The sequence below is a fragment of the Pleomorphomonas sp. JP5 genome (genome assembly GCF_023721815.1).
Classification (GTDB): domain Bacteria; phylum Pseudomonadota; class Alphaproteobacteria; order Rhizobiales; family Pleomorphomonadaceae; genus Pleomorphomonas.
In genome coordinates, this window is record NZ_JAMDLI010000007.1 from 128,929 (window position 1) to 146,706 (window position 17,778).

General features: G+C 66.7%; 19 protein-coding genes. 7 read left to right on the forward strand and 12 right to left on the reverse strand.

Annotation, left to right across the window (positions count from 1 at the left end):
* Nucleotides 1-50 precede the first annotated feature (50 nt).
* Nucleotides 51-902 carry an aminoglycoside phosphotransferase family protein gene (locus tag M4J40_RS07570; protein ID WP_251753363.1) on the forward strand — a complete coding sequence of 284 codons (852 nt, stop codon included), beginning with the start codon at nucleotides 51-53 and terminating at the stop codon, nucleotides 900-902.
* Here the strand turns inward: M4J40_RS07570 and M4J40_RS07575 are convergent, their stop codons facing one another.
* On the reverse strand, nucleotides 903-2,105 hold the full coding sequence (locus M4J40_RS07575) for an MFS transporter (protein ID WP_251753365.1): 1,203 nt from the start codon (nucleotides 2,103-2,105) through the stop codon (nucleotides 903-905).
* 156 nt (nucleotides 2,106-2,261) lie between these two features.
* On the opposite strand from M4J40_RS07575, the gene M4J40_RS07580 reads away from it, so the two are divergent.
* Nucleotides 2,262-2,792: an AAA family ATPase gene (locus tag M4J40_RS07580; RefSeq protein WP_251753367.1), complete on the forward strand. Its 531-nt coding sequence runs from the start codon at nucleotides 2,262-2,264 to the stop codon at nucleotides 2,790-2,792.
* Nucleotides 2,793-2,807: 15 nt separating this feature from the next.
* On the opposite strand, the gene M4J40_RS07585 is transcribed toward M4J40_RS07580, so the two are convergent.
* The 5 genes from M4J40_RS07585 to M4J40_RS07605 form a co-directional block, all read right to left on the reverse strand.
* Nucleotides 2,808-3,605: an ABC transporter permease gene (locus tag M4J40_RS07585; protein WP_251753369.1), complete on the reverse strand. Its 798-nt coding sequence runs from the start codon at nucleotides 3,603-3,605 to the stop codon at nucleotides 2,808-2,810.
* A gap of 3 nt (nucleotides 3,606-3,608) precedes the next feature.
* Entirely contained in the window at nucleotides 3,609-4,397 is a 789-nt protein-coding gene (locus M4J40_RS07590; RefSeq protein WP_251753371.1) for an ABC-2 family transporter protein, read from the reverse strand.
* A 3-nt stretch (nucleotides 4,398-4,400) separates the two neighbouring features.
* Nucleotides 4,401-5,423, reverse strand: coding sequence for an ATP-binding cassette domain-containing protein (locus tag M4J40_RS07595; RefSeq protein WP_251753373.1), 1,023 nt, complete (start codon nucleotides 5,421-5,423; stop codon nucleotides 4,401-4,403).
* A gap of 86 nt (nucleotides 5,424-5,509) precedes the next feature.
* Nucleotides 5,510-6,079, reverse strand: coding sequence for an effector binding domain-containing protein (locus M4J40_RS07600; protein WP_251753375.1), 570 nt, complete (start codon nucleotides 6,077-6,079; stop codon nucleotides 5,510-5,512).
* Nucleotides 6,080-6,193: 114 nt separating this feature from the next.
* Nucleotides 6,194-6,526, reverse strand: a complete 333-nt coding sequence (locus M4J40_RS07605; protein WP_251753377.1) for a hypothetical protein — start codon at nucleotides 6,524-6,526, stop codon at nucleotides 6,194-6,196.
* Nucleotides 6,527-6,701: 175 nt separating this feature from the next.
* On the opposite strand from M4J40_RS07605, the gene M4J40_RS07610 reads away from it, so the two are divergent.
* Entirely contained in the window at nucleotides 6,702-7,079 is a 378-nt protein-coding gene (locus M4J40_RS07610; RefSeq protein WP_251753379.1) for a hypothetical protein, read from the forward strand.
* Between the two features lie 178 nt (nucleotides 7,080-7,257).
* Complete coding sequence (locus M4J40_RS07615) at nucleotides 7,258-7,485, forward strand: hypothetical protein (RefSeq protein WP_251753380.1); 228 nt, start codon at nucleotides 7,258-7,260, stop codon at nucleotides 7,483-7,485.
* 5 nt (nucleotides 7,486-7,490) lie between these two features.
* Here the strand turns inward: M4J40_RS07615 and M4J40_RS07620 are convergent, their stop codons facing one another.
* From M4J40_RS07620 to M4J40_RS07635, 4 genes are all read right to left on the reverse strand, one after another.
* A complete protein-coding gene (locus M4J40_RS07620; protein WP_251753381.1) occupies nucleotides 7,491-8,156 on the reverse strand; it encodes a spermidine synthase in 666 nt (221 codons plus the stop codon).
* A 412-nt stretch (nucleotides 8,157-8,568) separates the two neighbouring features.
* Nucleotides 8,569-9,384, reverse strand: coding sequence for an APH(3')-I family aminoglycoside O-phosphotransferase (locus M4J40_RS07625; RefSeq protein WP_251753382.1), 816 nt, complete (start codon nucleotides 9,382-9,384; stop codon nucleotides 8,569-8,571).
* Nucleotides 9,385-9,516: 132 nt separating this feature from the next.
* Nucleotides 9,517-9,747 (reverse strand): tautomerase family protein, encoded by a 231-nt coding sequence (locus M4J40_RS07630; RefSeq protein WP_251753383.1) that lies wholly within the window; start codon nucleotides 9,745-9,747, stop codon nucleotides 9,517-9,519.
* A gap of 169 nt (nucleotides 9,748-9,916) precedes the next feature.
* Nucleotides 9,917-10,954 carry a substrate-binding domain-containing protein gene (locus tag M4J40_RS07635; RefSeq protein WP_251753384.1) on the reverse strand — a complete coding sequence of 346 codons (1,038 nt, stop codon included), beginning with the start codon at nucleotides 10,952-10,954 and terminating at the stop codon, nucleotides 9,917-9,919.
* Between the two features lie 151 nt (nucleotides 10,955-11,105).
* Between M4J40_RS07635 and M4J40_RS07640 the strand changes: the two genes are divergently transcribed.
* From M4J40_RS07640 to M4J40_RS07650, 3 genes are all read left to right on the forward strand, one after another.
* Nucleotides 11,106-12,026 (forward strand): dihydrodipicolinate synthase family protein, encoded by a 921-nt coding sequence (locus M4J40_RS07640; RefSeq protein ID WP_251753385.1) that lies wholly within the window; start codon nucleotides 11,106-11,108, stop codon nucleotides 12,024-12,026.
* Between the two features lie 185 nt (nucleotides 12,027-12,211).
* Nucleotides 12,212-13,618 carry an MFS transporter gene (locus M4J40_RS07645; RefSeq protein WP_251753386.1) on the forward strand — a complete coding sequence of 469 codons (1,407 nt, stop codon included), beginning with the start codon at nucleotides 12,212-12,214 and terminating at the stop codon, nucleotides 13,616-13,618.
* Nucleotides 13,615-13,848: a hypothetical protein gene (locus tag M4J40_RS07650; RefSeq protein WP_251753388.1), complete on the forward strand. Its 234-nt coding sequence runs from the start codon at nucleotides 13,615-13,617 to the stop codon at nucleotides 13,846-13,848. The genes M4J40_RS07645 and M4J40_RS07650 overlap by 4 nt, the downstream gene beginning before the upstream one ends.
* A gap of 57 nt (nucleotides 13,849-13,905) precedes the next feature.
* Here M4J40_RS07650 and M4J40_RS07655 read toward each other — a convergent pair whose 3' ends face one another.
* Both M4J40_RS07655 and M4J40_RS07660 read right to left on the reverse strand, forming a co-directional pair.
* Entirely contained in the window at nucleotides 13,906-14,550 is a 645-nt protein-coding gene (locus tag M4J40_RS07655) for an invasion associated locus B family protein (RefSeq protein ID WP_251753390.1), read from the reverse strand.
* A gap of 172 nt (nucleotides 14,551-14,722) precedes the next feature.
* A complete protein-coding gene (locus M4J40_RS07660) occupies nucleotides 14,723-17,608 on the reverse strand; it encodes an autotransporter domain-containing protein (RefSeq protein WP_251753392.1) in 2,886 nt (961 codons plus the stop codon).
* Nucleotides 17,609-17,778 lie beyond the last annotated feature (170 nt).

Consider the following 17,778-nt stretch of genomic DNA (forward strand, 5'->3'; position numbering starts at 1 on the left):
CCCATGATAGCGTGTCAGCTCCCGACCACGCTCCCTTCCCAAGGCCAGCCATGACGCGCCTCGCCACCACTCGCCTGTCCCTCGCCGACGCCGTGACATGCTGGGCGCTGATCGATCCTGTGTTCGCCGCCGAGACGGCCACCAGCGTCATCTATCGCGCCACCGCAGCCGCCCACGGCCCGGTCGCGCTGAAGCTCTTGAAGCCCGGCGCGGGCGACGACGAAGCTCGGGGCGGCGCGATGCTGGCGTGGTTCGGCGGGAACGGCGCGGCGCGGGTGTTCGGCCTTGCGCCGGACGCCGTCCTCATGGAGTGGCTCGACGGGGAAACGCTGGGCGACGTTGCCCGCGCCGGCCGCGACGACGCCGCCACCCTCATCCTTGCCGACGTGGTCGAGCGCCTGCATGCCCGCCGCGACGCGCCGCCACCGGAGCTGACGCCGCTCCGCCGTCGCTTCGCCTCGCTGTTCCGCACCGATCCCCAGCGCTGGCCGGCGGACGCCCGACCGCTCGTCGCGCGGGCCACCGCCATCGCCGAGGCCCTTCTAGACGCGGATGCGCCGGCCACGCCGCTGCACGGCGACATCCACCACGACAACATCCTGCGGTCCGGCGACAATTGGCTGGCGATCGACCCCAAGGGCCTCCTAGGCGACCCCGCCTACGACTATGCCAACAGCTTCCAGAACCCCGAACGGGCCGACGCGCTGGTGCTCGACGCCGGCCGCATCGCCCGCCACGCCACGGCGCTGGCCGAGCGCACCGCCATCCCCCGCCGCCATCTCCTCGCCTGGGCCGTCGCCCACACCGCCCTAAGCGGCGCCTGGAACATCGAGGACGGCGCCCCCTTCGCCCATCAGGCCGCCATGCTGGCCCTGCTGCTGGCGGAACACGAGGCGGGGTGATCAGCCGCCCTCTTCCTGCGCGACGGCCACGCGGAACACGACGCTGACGATCACCACGACGGCGCCCGTCAGCACGAACGTCGCGGCGAGGCTGGCTTCCGCGACGGCGCCGGTCAACAGGCCCATCAGGCTGACGTAGACGCCGGAGAACATGCTGATCATCGACAGCACGGTGGTGCGGTTTCCGCTCTCGATGTGCCGGTTGATGTAGTCCGAGAAAATTGGCTTCTGGAGCGATGCCGTCCCGAACGTGGCGACGAACAGCGCCGCCGCCAGCCAGGGCGCAACGGGCAAGGCCATGAGGAGATAGAGCAGCCCCGGCAGCACCGTTGCGATCAGCAGCGCCCAGCGGACGCCGGACCACGCCTCCAGCCGGTATGCGAAGTGGCTGCACGCCGCCCCGAGCAGGAAGGCCGCCGCCAGACTCGGCCCCAGCCAGCTGGGCGGCGCGCCGACGCCAAGCAGGTAGGGCTGGTAGAAGGTGAGAAGATAGGCCGACAGCGGATTGCACAGGATGGACAGCACGACGAGGCGGCGAAGCTGCCGGTTCGCCCTTAGCAGCTGTACCCCGCTTCCCAGAAGCTCCAGCGCCGTCGGCGCGTCGCGATCCGTCGTTCGCCTGGGCTCCTTCAGAAACAGCGAGATCGCCAGGGCTATGGCGACCGAAGCGATGGTCATGGTGATGAGGTAGACGTAGCTGTTCATGGTGAGATCTTGCGACAGATAGCCGCCAACGAGGGCGCCGGTGATCCCGGCAAGCTGCGCCATGGCGCCGTTCAGGCCCATGGTGCGCTGCATGCGGTGGGCGGCATTCCCCAGCTTGAGGCTGTCGTACATCATGGATTCGAGGCAGCCGGACGAGAAGGCGAAGCCGATGCCGCCGAGCGCCGCGCTCAGCACGAACAGCGGATAGCTGTCGGCGACCACGAAGACGATCTCGCCGAGCAATTGCAGCGCCAGGGCGAGCACGATGGCCCATTTCCGGCCGATCCTGTCGGCGATCAACCCGGTGGGAACCTCGGAGACGGCCATAACGCCGACGACCACCGCCCACAGCGAATTGATCTCGACATAGTCCAGCCCACGCGCCTGGTAGTAGAGCGTTGCGATGGGATGATAGAAGTAAAGCGTGCCGAAAAACGTGATGGCGTAGATGAAGACGAGATTGCCGGCATGTCGCGGGCGGAGGGGCAATAGACGCATCGAGGCATTCTCCAAAGAGCTTCAAAAAGGTCTTTGGATCAAATGTCTCCCACGTCGCACTCCCTCATGAGGTCTATGCTTGTTGAATGACATGGTTCGCAGGATCGCGCAAGATGTGCGATGCAACACCTGCAGGTCGAGCATGCGGAGCTAGCAATGGGCGCGAGGAACTACTTGATCGAGGGCGTTTCCGGCACCGGCAAAACCTCGGTCGCCACCGAACTGGCGCAGCGTGGCTACCACGTCGTCCACGGCGACCGCGAGCTGGCCTATCGGGGCGACCCCGAAACCGGCGAACCGCTCGATGACGCCTCCCTTGACCCGGAGAACGCGGATGTGGCTTTCGGCCACGCGCATCACCTCTGGCGCGTCGACATGGTCAAGTCGCTGGTGGCCGACAAAAGTCAGCCGATGACCTTTTTCTGCGGCGGTTCACGGAACTTCCGGCGGTTCATCGACCTGTTCGACGAGGTCTTCGTCCTCGACGTCGATGCGGACACCCTGAAGGCGCGCCTTGCCAGCAGGCCCGAGGACGAGTTCGGCGGAAAGCCTGAAGAGCGAGACCTGATCCTGCGGCTGCGCGCCACCCGTGAGGATCTGCCGCCGGACGCGACGATCATCGACGCCACCGCGCCGCTCGGCTCCGTTGTCGACGACATTCTCCTGCGGTGCGGCAAGGCGGGATGAGACAGGCGGGCAGCGTCACCCGCCGGCGCCCTGATAGCGCCGCTGGCAGGCCTGCCAGACCAGCATGGCGATGACCACCATGACAGGACCGGCGAGAAGGGCGGCAAAGGGCGCGGCGGCGCCGATCAGCGGCACCGGCTTGCCCAGCAGCGCCGCCACCGGCACATAGGCCATGTAGCCGAGCGGCACGATGGACAGAAGCGTCACCTGCAGCGGCAGGGCGAAGATGGTGAGCGGATAGCGCGACAGCTCCCAGAAGTCGAAGTAAATGCCGAACAGGTAGCGCGAGCGGGTGAGCACCAGCGCCATGGCGGCGACGATGGTCAGCGTGGCGCCCGTCAGCAGCGCGGCGCTGATCAGGCTGGCCACGAGTTGCAGCACCGTCAGCACCGACCAGTCGATGCCGAGCTGCGGCAGCGCCCAGGCGATCATGCCGACGCCGAGCGCGATGTGGCCGCCATACTCGATGTTGATGCCGGAAAAGGCCAGGAAGGCCCACGGGCTGACCGGCCGCACCATGAGCGTGTCATAGGTGCCGAGCCGCACCAGCTCTTCCATGCCGCGCAGTTGCACGAAGGTGAAAAGCGCGCCGAGCGCATAGCCCAGAACGTGGAAGCCGAGCATCAGCGCAATTTCCGGCCACACCCAGCCGCCCAGCCGTTCGAACCGGCTGGCGATGATCCAGATGGTGCCGTAGACGCTGGCGTAACCGAAGGCCTGCGCCACCCAGCCGATGACAAGATTGCCGCGATACTGAAGGCGCGTCCTGAGCTGCAGGCGGACGAGATAGAGGTAGAGCGACAGGGTCTGCATCGCTCAACCTCCCTGCACGACCATGCGCCGGCAGGCGGCGCGCCACAACAGCGTCAGCAGCCCGGCCGAGGCCACCGCCCAGCCAAGGCCGTAGAGAAGGGTGACGAGGCTCTCAGTGAGATCGAGCTGGCCGAGATAGATCGCCAGCGGGTAGAAGGCGATCCAGGCAAACGGCAGATGATGGACGGCGTTCGCCACCGCGTCCGGGTAGAACCACAGGGGAACCAGCCCGCCCGAGAACAGCGCCAGCGTGCCGCGCAGGAACCAGTCCAGCGCCAGCGTGTCCATCACCCAGAAACCGATCGTCGCCACGGCGGTGGCGAGGGTGAACAGCAGGAACAGCGACAGCGCCACCGACAGGGCGAACAGCACCGCATGGCCGACGCTGGCCGGCGGCTGAAAGCCGTAGACGGCGCCCATGACGACGGCGACCGGCAGCCCGATCAACAGCGTTTCGTGGGCGCGCCCACCGAGCAGCCGGGCCATCAGCGACACCGGATAGCTCGCCGGCCGCATCAGGTGGCTGACGACGTTGCCGCTGCGGATGTCCGCCCCCATCTCGCGCACCAGCTGGCTCGCCTCCCAGGTAGAGAACACCGTGGCGCCGAGGATGGCATAGGTCACCATCTGCGGCAGGCTGACGTCGGCCGACCCCGTGCCGTGCAGGAACACCGACTGCCAGATCGAGACGCGGGCGACGACGTTCAGCACGCCGCTGAGCAGCAGGAACCAGAACTGGGCGCGAAAGCTGGCTTCGGTGCGAAAACCGGCGACGGCGAGCGCGAGATACATGGCCTACCCCGCCCGCTTCGATGGCGTGGCCGTCGCGGCCCGCCGCTCGCGCGACTGGTAATAGGTGCGGATCACCTCCTCGATGTCCGGCTCGTGCAGATGCACGTCGACCAGTTCGGCGTCGGACTTCAGCGCCGCGATGATGTCGACCAGCGAGCGCTTGTCGTCGCTCATCAGGAAGGTGCGGATCACGCCCTCGCCACCGGCAGGTTCGGCGCCGGCCAGCATCACCGTCGCCGGTTCGCTGGCGAACTCCAGCGTCAGCTTCCTGCGCGCGCCGAATGAGGCGTTGAGGTTGGCGAGCGGACCGTCGAACAGCAGCTTGCCGTCATCGACCATGACCAGCCGCGGGCAGATTTCCTCGATGTCCCGGAGGTCGTGGGTGGTGAGCATGATGGTGGTGCCGCGCTCGCGGTTGACCCTCGAAATGAGCTTGCGCACCACGTCCTTGGCGACCACGTCGAGGCCGATGGTCGGCTCGTCGAGGAACAGGATCTTCGGCTCGTGCAGCAGCGTCATGGCGATCTCGCCGCGCATCCGCTGGCCGAGGCTGAGCTGGCGCACCGGCCGTTCGAGAAACGGCGCGATCTGCAACATGTCCACGAGGTCCGCCCGCGCCCGCTCGAAACGGCCCCTCTCGATCCGGTAGATGCGCCGGTGCAGCTCGAAGCTCTCGAACAGCGGCAGGTCCCACCACAGCTGGCTGCGCTGGCCGAACACCACGCCGATGTCGCGCGCGTTGACGATGCGCTCCTGGTGCGGCACGCGGCCGAGCACGCGGACGGAGCCGGCCGTCGGCACCAGCACGCCGGTCAGCATCTTGATCATCGTCGACTTGCCGGCGCCGTTCGGCCCGAGATAGCCGACCGCCTCGCCCGCCTCGATGGCAAAGGAAATGCCGTCCACCGCCTTCACGTCGCGGGTGACCGGCTTCAGAAAGTTGCGAAGCCGGCCCGTGAAACCGGACTGCGGCACCTTCTGCGCGAACCACTTGGTCGCGCCCTCGGTCTCGATGATGGGGGGCATGTCGGCGAATCCGGAAAAGAGGACTTCAGCACATACACGTATCTGTATGCCAGTTTTGCGACAGCCGACAAATGATACGCCGGTCGCTAGGCCACCACCTTCTCCCGGATCGGGAACAGCAGGTCGAGCTGCAAGTCCTCCATCCGACCGCCCTTGCGGACGAAATTGGTGAAGTTCAGCGTCTCCTCGAAGCCCTGGCCGGCCGCCGTTTCCGGCGACACCCAGCGCGGGGCGTCCCAGTCGTTGGCGTATCTGTCGCTGGCATCGACCCAGTCCTTGAGTAACCGCCAGTCCTGGAAGTCCCACGACCGCAGCACATGCGCGGCATAGAGCCCGCCATGGAAGGTCCGCCGGACCAGCGGCGCCGGCACCGCCATGCCCTCGGGAATGGACACCCAAACCTCATAGACGCGCGACGGCTCGCCGACCTTGGCCTCGCCCTTGGAACAGTCGAAGCCGAAACTCCGCGCGTCGGGCTTGATCTCCAGCAGCCGACTGTCCGCGACGAACCGCGTGATCGCATCGAGCGCCCTGCCCTCGCAGCCCTCGCCCGACGCATAGGCGGCGGCCACCGTCATCGGCGGCAGATGGACGATCCGAACGTCCCGATCCTCAAGCTTGGGAAAAACCGCCTCCACGGCATTCAACTCCCCCATCGCAACCTCCCCTGATGTCATGACCGGATTAGCGCCTGCGTGAATTACCATTACCACGCGCTACCCACGGTTATGTCAGCAGTGAGTTGCCGGACCGATGGGATGCCAGGCAGTTCAGTGCGGCAGTGGAATTGGCGTTGCTCGCAGTTCGCACCATGTGGAGATGTCGACCGGATCAAACCGCTCGCAGTCGTTCTCCTTCTCAATATGGAAATATTCCCACGTCGTTTCGGAAAGCGCGTAGTAGCGGGTACGATCGCTCCCTCGGAGCCAGAAACTCCCCGAGCCTGCAGTGTCAGCGTCGACCTGAAAGGTCCAGATGCTGCTTTCTTCCGGGATGAAATAGCTCCCGTGTCCTTCAAGCAGGCCCCATGCGTTCTGCGGAAGCTTGGTCGTCAGCGTCAGAACGATCATCATCCCGAGAGCAAGCAGGATTACACGTTTCACTCAGGGCCATCCGCGCTTGGACGATTTTCTGAAGGACCTTAGCGTGTCCGGACGGATTTCATCAAGATGAAGGCGGCCGCGCAAAGGCAAGCGGCGCCCCACTCAAATGGCTATTGGCCACTACAAAAGCCTGTCGAATGACATATCTTGGCGGCACAATCTGGAGATGAAATCGATGGAAAGCGCCACCGCCATCATTGCCAATCTTGCCGCCATCGCGACGGCCATTGTCGCGGTGTGGGCATGGGCTTCATATCTCTTGAAACGCAGGCGACACCGCAAGGCCCTGGAAACATATCTGCAACAGGCTAAGGGAGACCAGGACAGTGGCAGACGAACAGCACTTCACTTGATGGCTCACCTTGGAATGACCGAGGCCCAAGTCTTGGAGGCCGCATTCGCGAGCAAGCACATCAGATCCACTCCAGGCAGCGATGAGCATGGGCGTGCTGACGTAATTTTCTTTGAGTACACGACCGGCGATGCCGAAGAGGACATGAGGCTTGAAGGACTGCTCAATCGGAAAGCAACGGGACGACGTCGCGGGAAATAAGCAGTGCAAAGCTTCGTTGTCTCATGTCGTTGTCCCACCCATCAGCGTGACGACTTTCTCCGCCACTCCCACGAATGCTCCGGAACAAAAGCCGGCCTTGGGGGTTGGTAGTGTTCGGTCTGGCGTTGGCGGCCCGCTTCGTCCGCCAGGCCCAACCCCGAACGCGAAGGAGGGCTCGATGGCCAGCGGCAAGGGCGACAACAAGCATTTCGGCAAGGGAACGCAGGGCAAGGGCGATGGCACCGGCGCCATGACCGAGCTCGACAAGGATCTGGTGGGCGACAACGACATCCTGTCCAACCGCGACAAGCAGTTGCACCCCAAGGCGCGCGGCCAGGACGGTAACGCCATCAAGACCGACCTGGAGCAGGACCACGCAGCCAATCGCCTGCCGCCTGAGGAGTGATCCCCCTACTTCACCGCCACCCAGATCATGTGCCGCGCGCCGCGCTTCTTGCCGGCGCGCGTCGGCACCTCGGTCACCGTGAAGCCTACCTTCTTGAGGCGGCGGGTGAAGGCGGGGTCGGGGGCCGACGACCACATGGTGAAGACGCCGCCGGGCTTCAGCGCCTGCAAGGTCGCGGTGAGGCCGGCGGTGGAATAGAGCGTGTCGTTGCCCTGCCGCGTCAGGCCCTCCGGGCCGTTGTCGACATCAAGCAGGATGGCGTCCCACGTGCGGGCGGCGGAGCGGATCACCACGCCCACGTCCTCCTGGCGGACGATGACGCGCGGGTCCTCGAGGCTGCCGGCGAACACCTCGGCCATCGGCCCCTTGGCCCATTCAACCACCGCAGGCATCAGCTCGGCCACGGTGACGCGGGCATCTTCGGGAAGCGTGCGGAGCGCGGCGCGCAGCGTGAAGCCCATGCCGAGGCCGCCGATCAGCACCCGCGGCTCGGGCCGCCCGACCAGCTCGGTCGTCGCCAGCGTCGCCAGCGCCTCCTCCGAACCGGAGAGGCGCGAGTTCATCAGCTCGTTGGTGCCGAGCATGATGGAAAATTCAGTGCCGCGCCGCATCAGCCGCAACTCGACGCCGTCTTCGGTGGCAACGGAGCCAAGCTTTACCCAGGGAAGCATGTAGAAACACCCGCTGTTGAAAGAAGCCGGCACCCTACACGAGGGAAGAGCGGACGGACAGGGTCGGAAATCCGAGTGCCGCCGATGAAAAGTGGCGACCTATATCGGCCGATCGCTCCATCCTGCCCGAGGTCCTCGCCTGCGCAAGGATGACAGCATTATATATAGGGATGACAATCGGTTAGGTGGAGCACTCTTTCATCGCGCCGTCATCCGCAACGCTTGCCGCTCATGCGGCATCACGCTGTATGGCGCGCACTCCAGCAGTCTCTCCTTTCTATCAAGTTGTCATCCTTGCGCAGGCGAGGACCTCGTGCCGGAAGGGGCGCAACGCCGATATCGGTCTCCCATTGGCCGCTCGCACGGCGACCCCTCCCCCCATGCCGACGCCCGCCCTCCATCTCAAGCGCCCCTAAAACAGCTCGTCCAGCATCAGGTGGAACCGCAGCTTGCGCTCGTCCGGCGTGGCGATGCCGTAGGCGCGGAACAGGCGGCGCTGCATGGCCGGGCCGAACTCGTCGAGGCAGTTCCAGAGGATGGCGAGGTCCTGGTAGCGGTCGGCGACGCCGGCGCGGCCGACGTCGATCGAGCCGACCACCGCGTGTCTCTCGACGATCAGATTGTCGAGCGAGCAATCGCCATGGGCCACCACCGGATCGGCGGCGAACGGCACGAGGCCTTGCAGCCCCTCCCACACCTGTTCGGCCGTCCAGCCGGCCCGCTCCTCGTCGAAGTCGCCGGCGTCGACGAGGCCGGCGTCGATGCGGGCGCGAGCGATGGCGAGCCGGTGGACGTGGTCGCCGATGAACGGGCAGGCCGCCACGGGAATGGCGTGCAGGCGGCGAAGAAAGACGGCGAGCGCGTCGACCACGGCCGGGCGGCCGGCGGGGTCGGAGGCGAGCACCTGATAGGCCGTGCGGCCGGTAATGGCCGTCGTCAGCAGCCACGCCTCGTCGGCCGTGCAGTCGAAGCGGACGAGGCGCGGCACCGGCAAGCGGCCGGCGAGCCAGCGCAGCCGCGCCATCTCCTCGGCGATGGCGTCGGCCACCGCGTCGCGGCCGTGCTTGAGGTAGAGGTCGGGCGCGCCGGGCTTGCCCGAGAGGCGATAGACGGCGGCGCCGGCCTCGCCGATGGTGTCACGCGCCCAGGCATAGCCCGCCACGTCAGGCGCCATGCCGGCGGGAACGGCCGGCGCGGCGCAAGGTTCTTCCCGATCGCTGTCGATCATCTCGATTCCAATGGAGGCCCCGAAAGCCGGCGAGATGGACGCACCATCTCCCGGCCCAGGCCCCGAGGTGGCCGATACCGGCCTCTCGCCTCGTCTTGCGGACGGGCGCGAGCGACCGTCGTCGGGCCCCTCTCAGTCCGGCTTGTAACCCGGTTTCTTGTAGAGCGTATCCATCTGCGGCTCGATCTCCGTCCGGTAGACCGTGCTCACCCAGTCGTCCGAGGGGATGTCCTCGATGGCGACGGAAACGGCGCTGTCCTTGCAGCCGGCGCCGTCCATGATCGCCTTGGTCACCAGCTCGGCCAGCCGCTGCTTCTGCTCTTCGCTGCGGCCTTCCTTCATTTTGACGACGACGTGCGGCATGACATTCTCCTTGGGGACTCGGCACAACGGCGCTATCTGTCGCCGCATATTGCCCCGATCGGCCGCGCCATTCCATATGAAAGACCGAGGCACAGAATAGCGGCGTACTCGTCGAGCTCGATCAGGCGCCCCAGGGACACTTGAACGGCGCGCTCCGTTCCGTCCGCCCTCAGGTGCCCCTCTTCGGCGGCACGGTGGATTTGCGCGGGATGAGCGTCGGCGTCACTCTGCGAATGCGATCGGCGGCCGACGGCGGGCTCGCCTCCAGAAGGTCGAGCGCCGCGATGGCCACTTGGTCGAAGGGCACGCGCACCGTGGTGAGCGGCGTCGGCAGCCGGCAGACGATGGGAATGTCGTTGTAGCCGACCAGCGACACGTCCTCGGGCACCGAAAGGCCCATCTGCGTCAGCTTCGACATGGCGCCGATGGCGGTGTTGTCGTTGATGGCGAAGATCGCGGTCGGCGGGTTGGCGCCGGTCATCAGCCGTTCGGCCGCCGCGCCTCCGGTGTCGATGTCGAAACTCGACGGCGCCACCCAGGCGGGGTCGACGGCTATGTTCGCCTCGGCCATGGCCCGGCGATAGCCCTCCAGGCGCCCGCGCGAACTCGACGCATAGTCGGGGCCGGCGATGATGCCGATCCGGCGGTGGCCGAGATCGAGGAGATGCCGCGTCGCGAGATAGCCGCCGAAGTCGTCGTCGCCCACCGACGACAGGCTCTTGCCGTCCGTCCTGAGCGTCAGCACGTAGCTGATGCCACGGTCGGCCAGTTCCTGCGCCATGTCGTCGTCGTCGCGGGTCGTCGACAGCACGAGTCCGTCGACGCCCTGCCTCATCAGGCGCTCCGCCGCCGCCCGGTCGGCCGCCGGGTCGTCGTTGGTGGTGGCGACGATGGCGAACAGCCCGCGCTTGGCGCAGGCCTGGGCGACGGCCTCGTAGAGCATGGCCATGACGGTGTCGGTGAGACGCGGCACGATGACGCCGATGGTGCCCGTCTTGCCGCGCCGGAGGCTGGCCGCCGACACGTCGCGGAAATAGCCGAGATCGGCGGCCACCTGCCGGACGCGCCGCGCCGTGTCGCTGTCCGAGCGCGGCAGCCGCTCGTCGAGAATGCGCGACACCGTGGACTTGGACACGCCGGCGACAGCGGCCACGTCGAGAATGGTGACGCGGCCCTGACGCTCCGTCGCCTGATCTTTCGCAACCACGTTCGCCTCGCTTCTCTGCAATCGTCCCTACACCGATAGCGCTTGACAGGGCAGGAGCACAAGTCCTAACTTGGGAACGTTCCCGGTAACGATCTTATAGATCGCCCCGCCGGTTCCAGTTCTCGAAATCGCCCGCTCAGGGAGGAAGATAATGGACGTCATGGACCTTCGCGGCCTCAACCCCGCGCCCGTAACCCTTTTCAAGGCCGACGGCTCCGTCGACTTCGATGCCAACGCCGACCTCGCCAAGTGGCTGGCCTCTGTCGAGGGCGTGAAGAGCCTCGTCATCCTCGGCCATGCCGGTGAAGGCACCTTCCTCACCGAGGACGAGCGGCTCGAGATGATCCGCCTCTACAAGGACACCGTTGGCGACAAGCTGCCGATCATCACCGGCATCGTCGGCGAGGGCACGCAGGTGGCCGCCAAGGAAGCCCGCAAGTGCAAGGACGCCGGCGCCACCGGCGCGCTGGTCTACCCGAACCACGGCTGGCTGCGTTTCGGCTTCCAGAAGGGCGCGCCCCAGACCCGCTACAAGGCCATCTGGGAAGAGTCCGGCCTGCAGGAGATCCTGTTCCAGTATCCGGACGCCACCAAGGCCTCCTATGACCTCGAGACGCAGCTCGAGATCGCCTGCCAGCCCGGCGTCGTCGCCACCAAGAACGGCGTGCGCAACATGAAGCGCTGGTACACCGAGATTCCCGAGATCAAGAAGGCCAACCCGAAGCTGCAGATCCTGTCCTGCCATGACGAGTGGCTGCTGCCGACGATGTTCGACATCGACGGCCTGCTGGTTGGTTACGGTGGTCTCGCCCCCGAGCCGCTGGTCGAGTACATCAAGGCCGGCAAGGCGCACGACTACGACGCCGCCAAGGCCATCCACGACAAGCTGCTGCCGATCACCAAGACGGTCTACCATCGCGGTTCGCACATGGAAGGCACCGTCGCCCTCAAGCTGGGCCTGCTCGCCCGCGGCAAGATCAAGGACGCCACCGTCCGCGAGCCGCTGAAGGCGCTCGCCCCGGGCGCCTACGAAGAGATCGCCGCCGCCCTGAAGGCGTCGGGCCTGATCTGATCGAACACGGGAGGACCGGCGCGGAGGCGCCGGTCCTTTCCATTCGGAACCCAATCGCACCGGAGAGAGGGATTGCGGCTGGCGGAGGAATGCCTGCACAAGGGCAGGAACGCGCTGGAGGCACTGTCGAGGCGCCCATGAGGTCGCCCTTCTGGTGAGCAAAGAGATCAAGGGAGGAACACGAGATGTCCACGCCGGCATCCACGCTTTCGCACGTCCCGTCGGACGCGCCGGGCAATGCCACCGTCCTCGACCGCGCCAACATCAGCGCCCGAATTGAGCGACTGCCGATCACCCCACGGGTCTTCTGGACCCGAAACATCATCGGCGCGGCAACCTTCTTCGACGGTTACACCGTCATCTGCATCGCCTACGCCATGCCCGTCCTCGTCAGGGAATGGGGCCTGTCGCCGTCCGAAACCGGCATGATCCTGTCGGCCGGCTACATCGGCCAGCTTATCGGCGCCATCTTCTTCGGCTGGCTGGCCGAGCGGATCGGCCGCCTCAAGGTGCTGCTGTTCACCATCCTGCTGTTCGTCAGCATGGATGTCGCCTGCCTGTTCGCGGCCGGCGCGCTGACCATGATGGTGCTGCGCTTCCTGCAAGGCATCGGCACTGGCGGCGAAGTGCCCGTCGCCTCGGCCTACATCAACGAGTACATCGGCTCGCGCGGCCGGGGGCGCTTCTTCCTGCTCTATGAGGTGATGTTCCTGTTCGGTCTGGTCGCCGCCGGCATGATCGCGCGCGGTCTGGTGCCGACCTACGGCTGGCGGGCGATGTTCATCGTCGGCCTGGTGCCCGCCTTCGTGCTGATCCCCTTCCGCTTCTTCATGAAGGAATCGCCGCGCTGGCTCGCCGCCAAGGGCCGCGTCGCCGAGGCCGACGCCATCGTCGCCGACCTGGAGCGGAGCGCCGTCTCCCGTGGTCACGCGCTCGAAGAGCCGAAGCCGGTGACCGACGCCTCCGAAAAGTGCCAGTCCAACTGGCGCGAGCTGTTCCAGGGCATCTACCGCCGTCGCACGCTGACCATCTGGGCCATGTGGTTCACCTCCTACATGGTGGCCAACGGCATGATCACCTGGCTGCCGACGCTCTACCGCCAGACCTACAAGCTGCCGCTCGAAACCAGCATCAGCTACGGCCTGACCACCTCGGTGATGGGCGTCGTCGCCTCGGTCGCCTGCGCCCTCCTGATCGACAAGGTCGGCCGCAAGCGCTGGTACACCGCCGCCTTCCTCGCCGCCCCGGTGCCGCTCCTGGTGCTGGCCTGGACCGGCGCCGCCACCGCCGAACAGGTGCTGGTCTGCGCCGGCCTGTCCTACGCCATCATCCAGACCATCACCTTCTCGCTCTACCTCTACTCGGCCGAACTCTACCCGACCCGCATGCGGGCGCTCGGCACCGGCCTCGGCAGCGCCTGGCTCCGGCTCGGCTCGTCGACGGGCCCGCTGGTGGTCGGCTGGATCATGGCCGCCTCCGGCATCGGCGTGGTGTTCGCCGCCTTCGCCGGCGTGCTGGTGGTGGGCGCCATGGTCACCCTGCTGTTCGCCATCGAGACCAAGGGCCGCGCGCTCGAGGAACTTTCCCCGTGACCTTCGTCCGGTCTCACGCCAACACGGAAGGCGCCTCGCGCCTTCCGTCCCTGCCGGCCCGCGTCCTCCGCGCCGCCGGCAACCTGTTCGTCTTTCTGTTTCTCTCCTCGCTCACCGCCGAGGAACGGGCCCGCCAGAAGGCCACCGGCGAGGCGCCGGTGTTCAACATGCCGCCCGGCGAAGACGATCCCTGGCCGTCCTGCATGTTCGACCAGTACTGGCCGCGCTGACGGTCCGGGCATAACCGCTCTGCCCTCCGCATCGGCGGGCAGCCGGCCGAGAGCCTGTCAGTGCGCCTTGACGTAGGCGTCGAGCGCGGTGATCGCCGAGGCGAAGCCGGCCCACGAGAGGGTGATGACGACGGTCTGTCCCTGCGCACTGACGAAGCGCAGAGCGCCGGTCTTTTCCTTCCTGGCCACGTCGATCACGCCGGCCTCGACGTTGGCTCGGGCGTAACACCCGCCGGGAAGACACGCGCTCCAGGCCAGGGCCTGCGCGCCCCTCTCCTCGTCGCCGGCCTTGCCATTGCCGGAAAGGCCGACGCGGCCGGGCAGCGCCACGTTCACCGGCAGGACGGCGGTGACCACCAGCTGCTCGGCCTCCATCGTCGGATAGCCGAAGGCCAGTTTGGCCACCGGCGCCGTCTGTCCGTCGGTCGTGATCGTCTGCACCACTTCGCAACTTGTCGTCGGCGCGGCGTCCGTCTTGGTGTTGGCGTCGGCGGTCGCCACGGGGCCGGAGCGGGCGCAGTGCAACACCCAGTCGCCGTAGGTCGCCGTCGTCTCCTGGGGCGCGTCCACCTGAGAGGCCGTCGGGGGCTTTGCCTTCGGCGTCTGAGCGAGGAGGGTGCCGGGCGCTCCCCCGACCGCCAGGGCCAGGACCAGCGTCAGCCCGGAACGGCGACAAAAGGCGCGAGACGTCGACAGAAGCATTCCAAACTCTCCCCCAAGCGAAACCGGTAAGGTCACACCCACCGAATAAGCCCTATCTCTGTGCGAGGAAATAGCTTCGGCCGGGGAATCGGCTCCCGCCCCCGCCGAGGCCGGACAGCAAGACGGGGGCGCCCGGAGGCGCCCCCGCATCGAAGGCGCGTCCGCGCCAGGATCAGAACTGGACCTTCAGCCCGGCATTGCCCGTGACGGACCAACTGTCGTCGGTGTAGCCGGTGGCCGCAACGCCGCCGAACAGCGTGGCGCTCGCATCCAGCTTCAGCTCGGCCCCGAGACCGAAACGACCGCCGAACTGGTTGCGGTCGCCCATGGTGGACACCGTGAGATCGGTCCCCGACAGCGAGGCGTTGAGGTCGGCGTCGCCGAGGTTGTAGGTGTCGAGCGCCGCGGCCGTCACGGACAGCGTCGCCACCTTGCCGCTTTCGAGCCGGTGCGCCTTGCTGAGCTTCAGCTCGAACGCGCCCTCGACGGCCTGGGTCTCGCGGTCGTCATAGGACAGGTTCATCGTCGAGCCGGTTTCGGTGTAGCCCTCGAACGAACCATAGGTGTAGCGCACCGAGCCGCGCGGCGTCAGCGTCCAGCCGCCCGACAGGGCATAGGCACGCGACAGGGCGATCTCCGGCGAGACGAACCAGCCGTTGTAGTCGCCACGGGCCGTTTCCGTGCCCGCGTTGACCTCGCGGGTGGTGTCGGCAAAGATGCCGCCGGCGACCACCGAGGCGTCGAGCGTGAAGTCCGACAGCGGCTGGCGCAGGTAGACGCCGCCGAACACCGTGTCGCCCGAGGCCGTGGCCGTATCGTCGCCGCTCTGGTTCCTGAGCTTGCCGACGCCGCCCATCACGCCGACTCGGGTCGTGTCGAAGATGTGGTCGGCGCCGAACGCCAAGCCGAAGTGGCGGGCCGACGTGTCGGAATAGTCGTCGTGGCTGACGCCGCCGAAAGCGCGCATCCAGAACAGGGTGCCATTGGGATCGACCGCCAGCCCTTCGCCGACCATGGTCGAAATGGCCTTCTGGCCCTCGCTCTTCTGCTCGACGTCGTCATAGGCCATGGCGACCCGCGACGAGATGCCGCCGCTGCGGTCGACATCGACCGACAGCACGTCGGCCGCCGTCGTGGCGATGGACGAGGTCACCGTCTGCACGCTGGAGAACTGCGACGCAGCGGTGCCCGCGTCGACCACGTTGATCTTGCCATTGCTGGAGGCGGCAGCCGAATAGAGCACCGTCTGGCGGGTGTTGCTCAGGGTGACCGTGTTGCTGGCCTCGAGGTAGTAGGCCACAGGCACCGAGAAGCTGCCGTCGCCGAAGCTGGTCGTGTTGCCGCTGGTGAGGCTGTAGTCGACCACATTGCCGAAGCTGGCGCCGGACAGAATGGTCAGGCTGTTGCCGCCAGCGGAGTAATGGATCGCCGCCAGGTCGCCGTCGATCGAGCCTGAGGTCGTGATCGCGCTGGCGTATCCGCTGGAGAGCTCGATGCCAAACCTGTTGCCGTCGATCGAGCCGGTGTTGATCAGCGAGCCGCCGTTCAGCGTCACCGTATCGGTTGCGTTCGACACCGCGCCCGTCACGCGCAGCGCGCCGCCGTCGTTGACGGTGAAGGCGTTCTGCGTGAAGCTCGACGTATCCACCGACAGAAGGCCGCCGGAGACCGTCACCGCGCCGGTGTAGGCGCTGTAGTCGCCGGTGAGGCTGGTGACGCCCGACAGCGACTTGATCTCTCCGGCGCCGGTCACGGCCGCGCTCAGCACATAGGCGCTGTCGGTGTGGTTGAACACCAGCTTGCCCGTTCCGGCCCCGAAGGCCAGGGTGTCGACGTTCAGCTTGCCGGCCGATGTCGCCGTCTGGCCCTCGGCGGCGCCGACGACGACCGTGCCGGTCGACCCCGAGACGGCGGCGACCTCGACCGTTCCGGCGTTCAAGGCGCCACCGTTGGACACCGTGAGGCTGCCGGGTCCCATGTTGCCGACGTAGACCGTGCCGTTGGCCTTGAGCGTCGAGCCCGCGCCGGTGACGATCAGCTCGCCGGCCGAGCCGGTATCATAGGCCACCACCAGTTCGCCCGAGACGGTGACGCTCGCACCCTCCGAGACCACGGTCTTTCCAAGGTTGCCGTAACCGACATAGAGGCCGTTCTTCAGCGTCGCCGTGGTGCCGCTGCCGGTCACGGTGAGGGTGCTGGAGGAACCTCCGGCATAGGCAAGCACCACGGCATCCTCGACGGTGAGAGACGAGCCACCGGAGACGGTGATATCGCCGGTGGCGGCGTAGGCGCCCGCGACGATCTGCCCGCCCACCGTCACGTTCGAGCCGGAGGTGATGTTGAGGTTGCCCGTGACGCCATCGGCGTTGCCGACGAAGACGTGGCCGGTGAGGTTCGCGGTCGAACCGTTGGCGATGTTGACGGTGCCGGTGCTGTTGTCGCCGTTTCCGATGATGAGCTCGCCGGAGTTCAGGACGTTGAGGGTGCCGTTGTCGACCTCAATCGTGCCGGTCGAGCCGGCGCCCTGCCCCACGGCGACATGGTAGTTGGTCTCGAAGGTGCCGCCGTTGGAGACGGTGAGGATGCCGGTCGCGCCGTCCTTGAAGCCGACGTTGGTCCAGGAGCCGTCGGTACCTTCGACCACCAGCTTGGAGCCCGCCCCCGTCACCGTCATGGTGGAGGTGACGCCCGACGACCAGCCGATGGCGATGGCCGCGTATCCCGTGATCGTGCTGGTCAGCGTGGCGCCCCCCGAGATCACCAGCGAGCGCGGTCCGTAGCCAGGGGCGTTGACCGAGTTGATATCGGTGGCGATCGTCGCCGACGACGTCGTCACGTTATGCGCCCCGTCGATCACGAGGTCGCCACCGTTGAAGTTGCTGTCCCAGTTCTCGTAGACGTTGAACTCGTTGTTGAGGTTGCCCGTCCAGTTGGTCTCGGCCAGGGCGGCCGGCGTCGTCACCAGCACCAGCGCCGTCGACGCCATCAGTGCGCGGGAAAGACCAAACCTGCCAGTCGCAGAACGAACTGAACGACCGCCGATAGCATAGCGCCCCATCACAACCCCCAAAAACAATCCAGCGCGGCGCCCACCCAAACGCAAAGCGCAGAATGTTGGGGAGACGAATCCGTTTATCGTTGATTAGGGCACGCTGCCGAGCCGGCGGTCTTTCGCCAAACGCACGAAAACCTTTGCCAATCGCAGAATGGCGCGGAAAACGCGATGGT

What these genes read in the sequence shown, in the direction of transcription:
- M4J40_RS07570 (WP_251753363.1), top strand. Translation starts at nt 51, where the DNA reads ATGACGCGCCTCGCCACCACTCGCCTGTCCCTCGCCGACGCCGTGACA.
- M4J40_RS07575 (WP_251753365.1), bottom strand. Translation starts at nt 2,105, where the DNA reads ATGCGTCTATTGCCCCTCCGCCCGCGACATGCCGGCAATCTCGTCTTC.
- M4J40_RS07580 (WP_251753367.1), top strand. Translation starts at nt 2,262, where the DNA reads ATGGGCGCGAGGAACTACTTGATCGAGGGCGTTTCCGGCACCGGCAAA.
- M4J40_RS07585 (WP_251753369.1), bottom strand. Translation starts at nt 3,605, where the DNA reads ATGCAGACCCTGTCGCTCTACCTCTATCTCGTCCGCCTGCAGCTCAGG.
- M4J40_RS07590 (WP_251753371.1), bottom strand. Translation starts at nt 4,397, where the DNA reads ATGTATCTCGCGCTCGCCGTCGCCGGTTTTCGCACCGAAGCCAGCTTT.
- M4J40_RS07595 (WP_251753373.1), bottom strand. Translation starts at nt 5,423, where the DNA reads ATGCCCCCCATCATCGAGACCGAGGGCGCGACCAAGTGGTTCGCGCAG.
- M4J40_RS07600 (WP_251753375.1), bottom strand. Translation starts at nt 6,079, where the DNA reads ATGGGGGAGTTGAATGCCGTGGAGGCGGTTTTTCCCAAGCTTGAGGAT.
- M4J40_RS07610 (WP_251753379.1), top strand. Translation starts at nt 6,702, where the DNA reads ATGGAAAGCGCCACCGCCATCATTGCCAATCTTGCCGCCATCGCGACG.
- M4J40_RS07615 (WP_251753380.1), top strand. Translation starts at nt 7,258, where the DNA reads ATGGCCAGCGGCAAGGGCGACAACAAGCATTTCGGCAAGGGAACGCAG.
- M4J40_RS07620 (WP_251753381.1), bottom strand. Translation starts at nt 8,156, where the DNA reads ATGCTTCCCTGGGTAAAGCTTGGCTCCGTTGCCACCGAAGACGGCGTC.
- M4J40_RS07625 (WP_251753382.1), bottom strand. Translation starts at nt 9,384, where the DNA reads ATGATCGACAGCGATCGGGAAGAACCTTGCGCCGCGCCGGCCGTTCCC.
- M4J40_RS07630 (WP_251753383.1), bottom strand. Translation starts at nt 9,747, where the DNA reads ATGCCGCACGTCGTCGTCAAAATGAAGGAAGGCCGCAGCGAAGAGCAG.
- M4J40_RS07640 (WP_251753385.1), top strand. Translation starts at nt 11,106, where the DNA reads ATGGACGTCATGGACCTTCGCGGCCTCAACCCCGCGCCCGTAACCCTT.
- M4J40_RS07645 (WP_251753386.1), top strand. Translation starts at nt 12,212, where the DNA reads ATGTCCACGCCGGCATCCACGCTTTCGCACGTCCCGTCGGACGCGCCG.
- M4J40_RS07655 (WP_251753390.1), bottom strand. Translation starts at nt 14,550, where the DNA reads ATGCTTCTGTCGACGTCTCGCGCCTTTTGTCGCCGTTCCGGGCTGACG.
- M4J40_RS07660 (WP_251753392.1), bottom strand. Translation starts at nt 17,608, where the DNA reads ATGGGGCGCTATGCTATCGGCGGTCGTTCAGTTCGTTCTGCGACTGGC.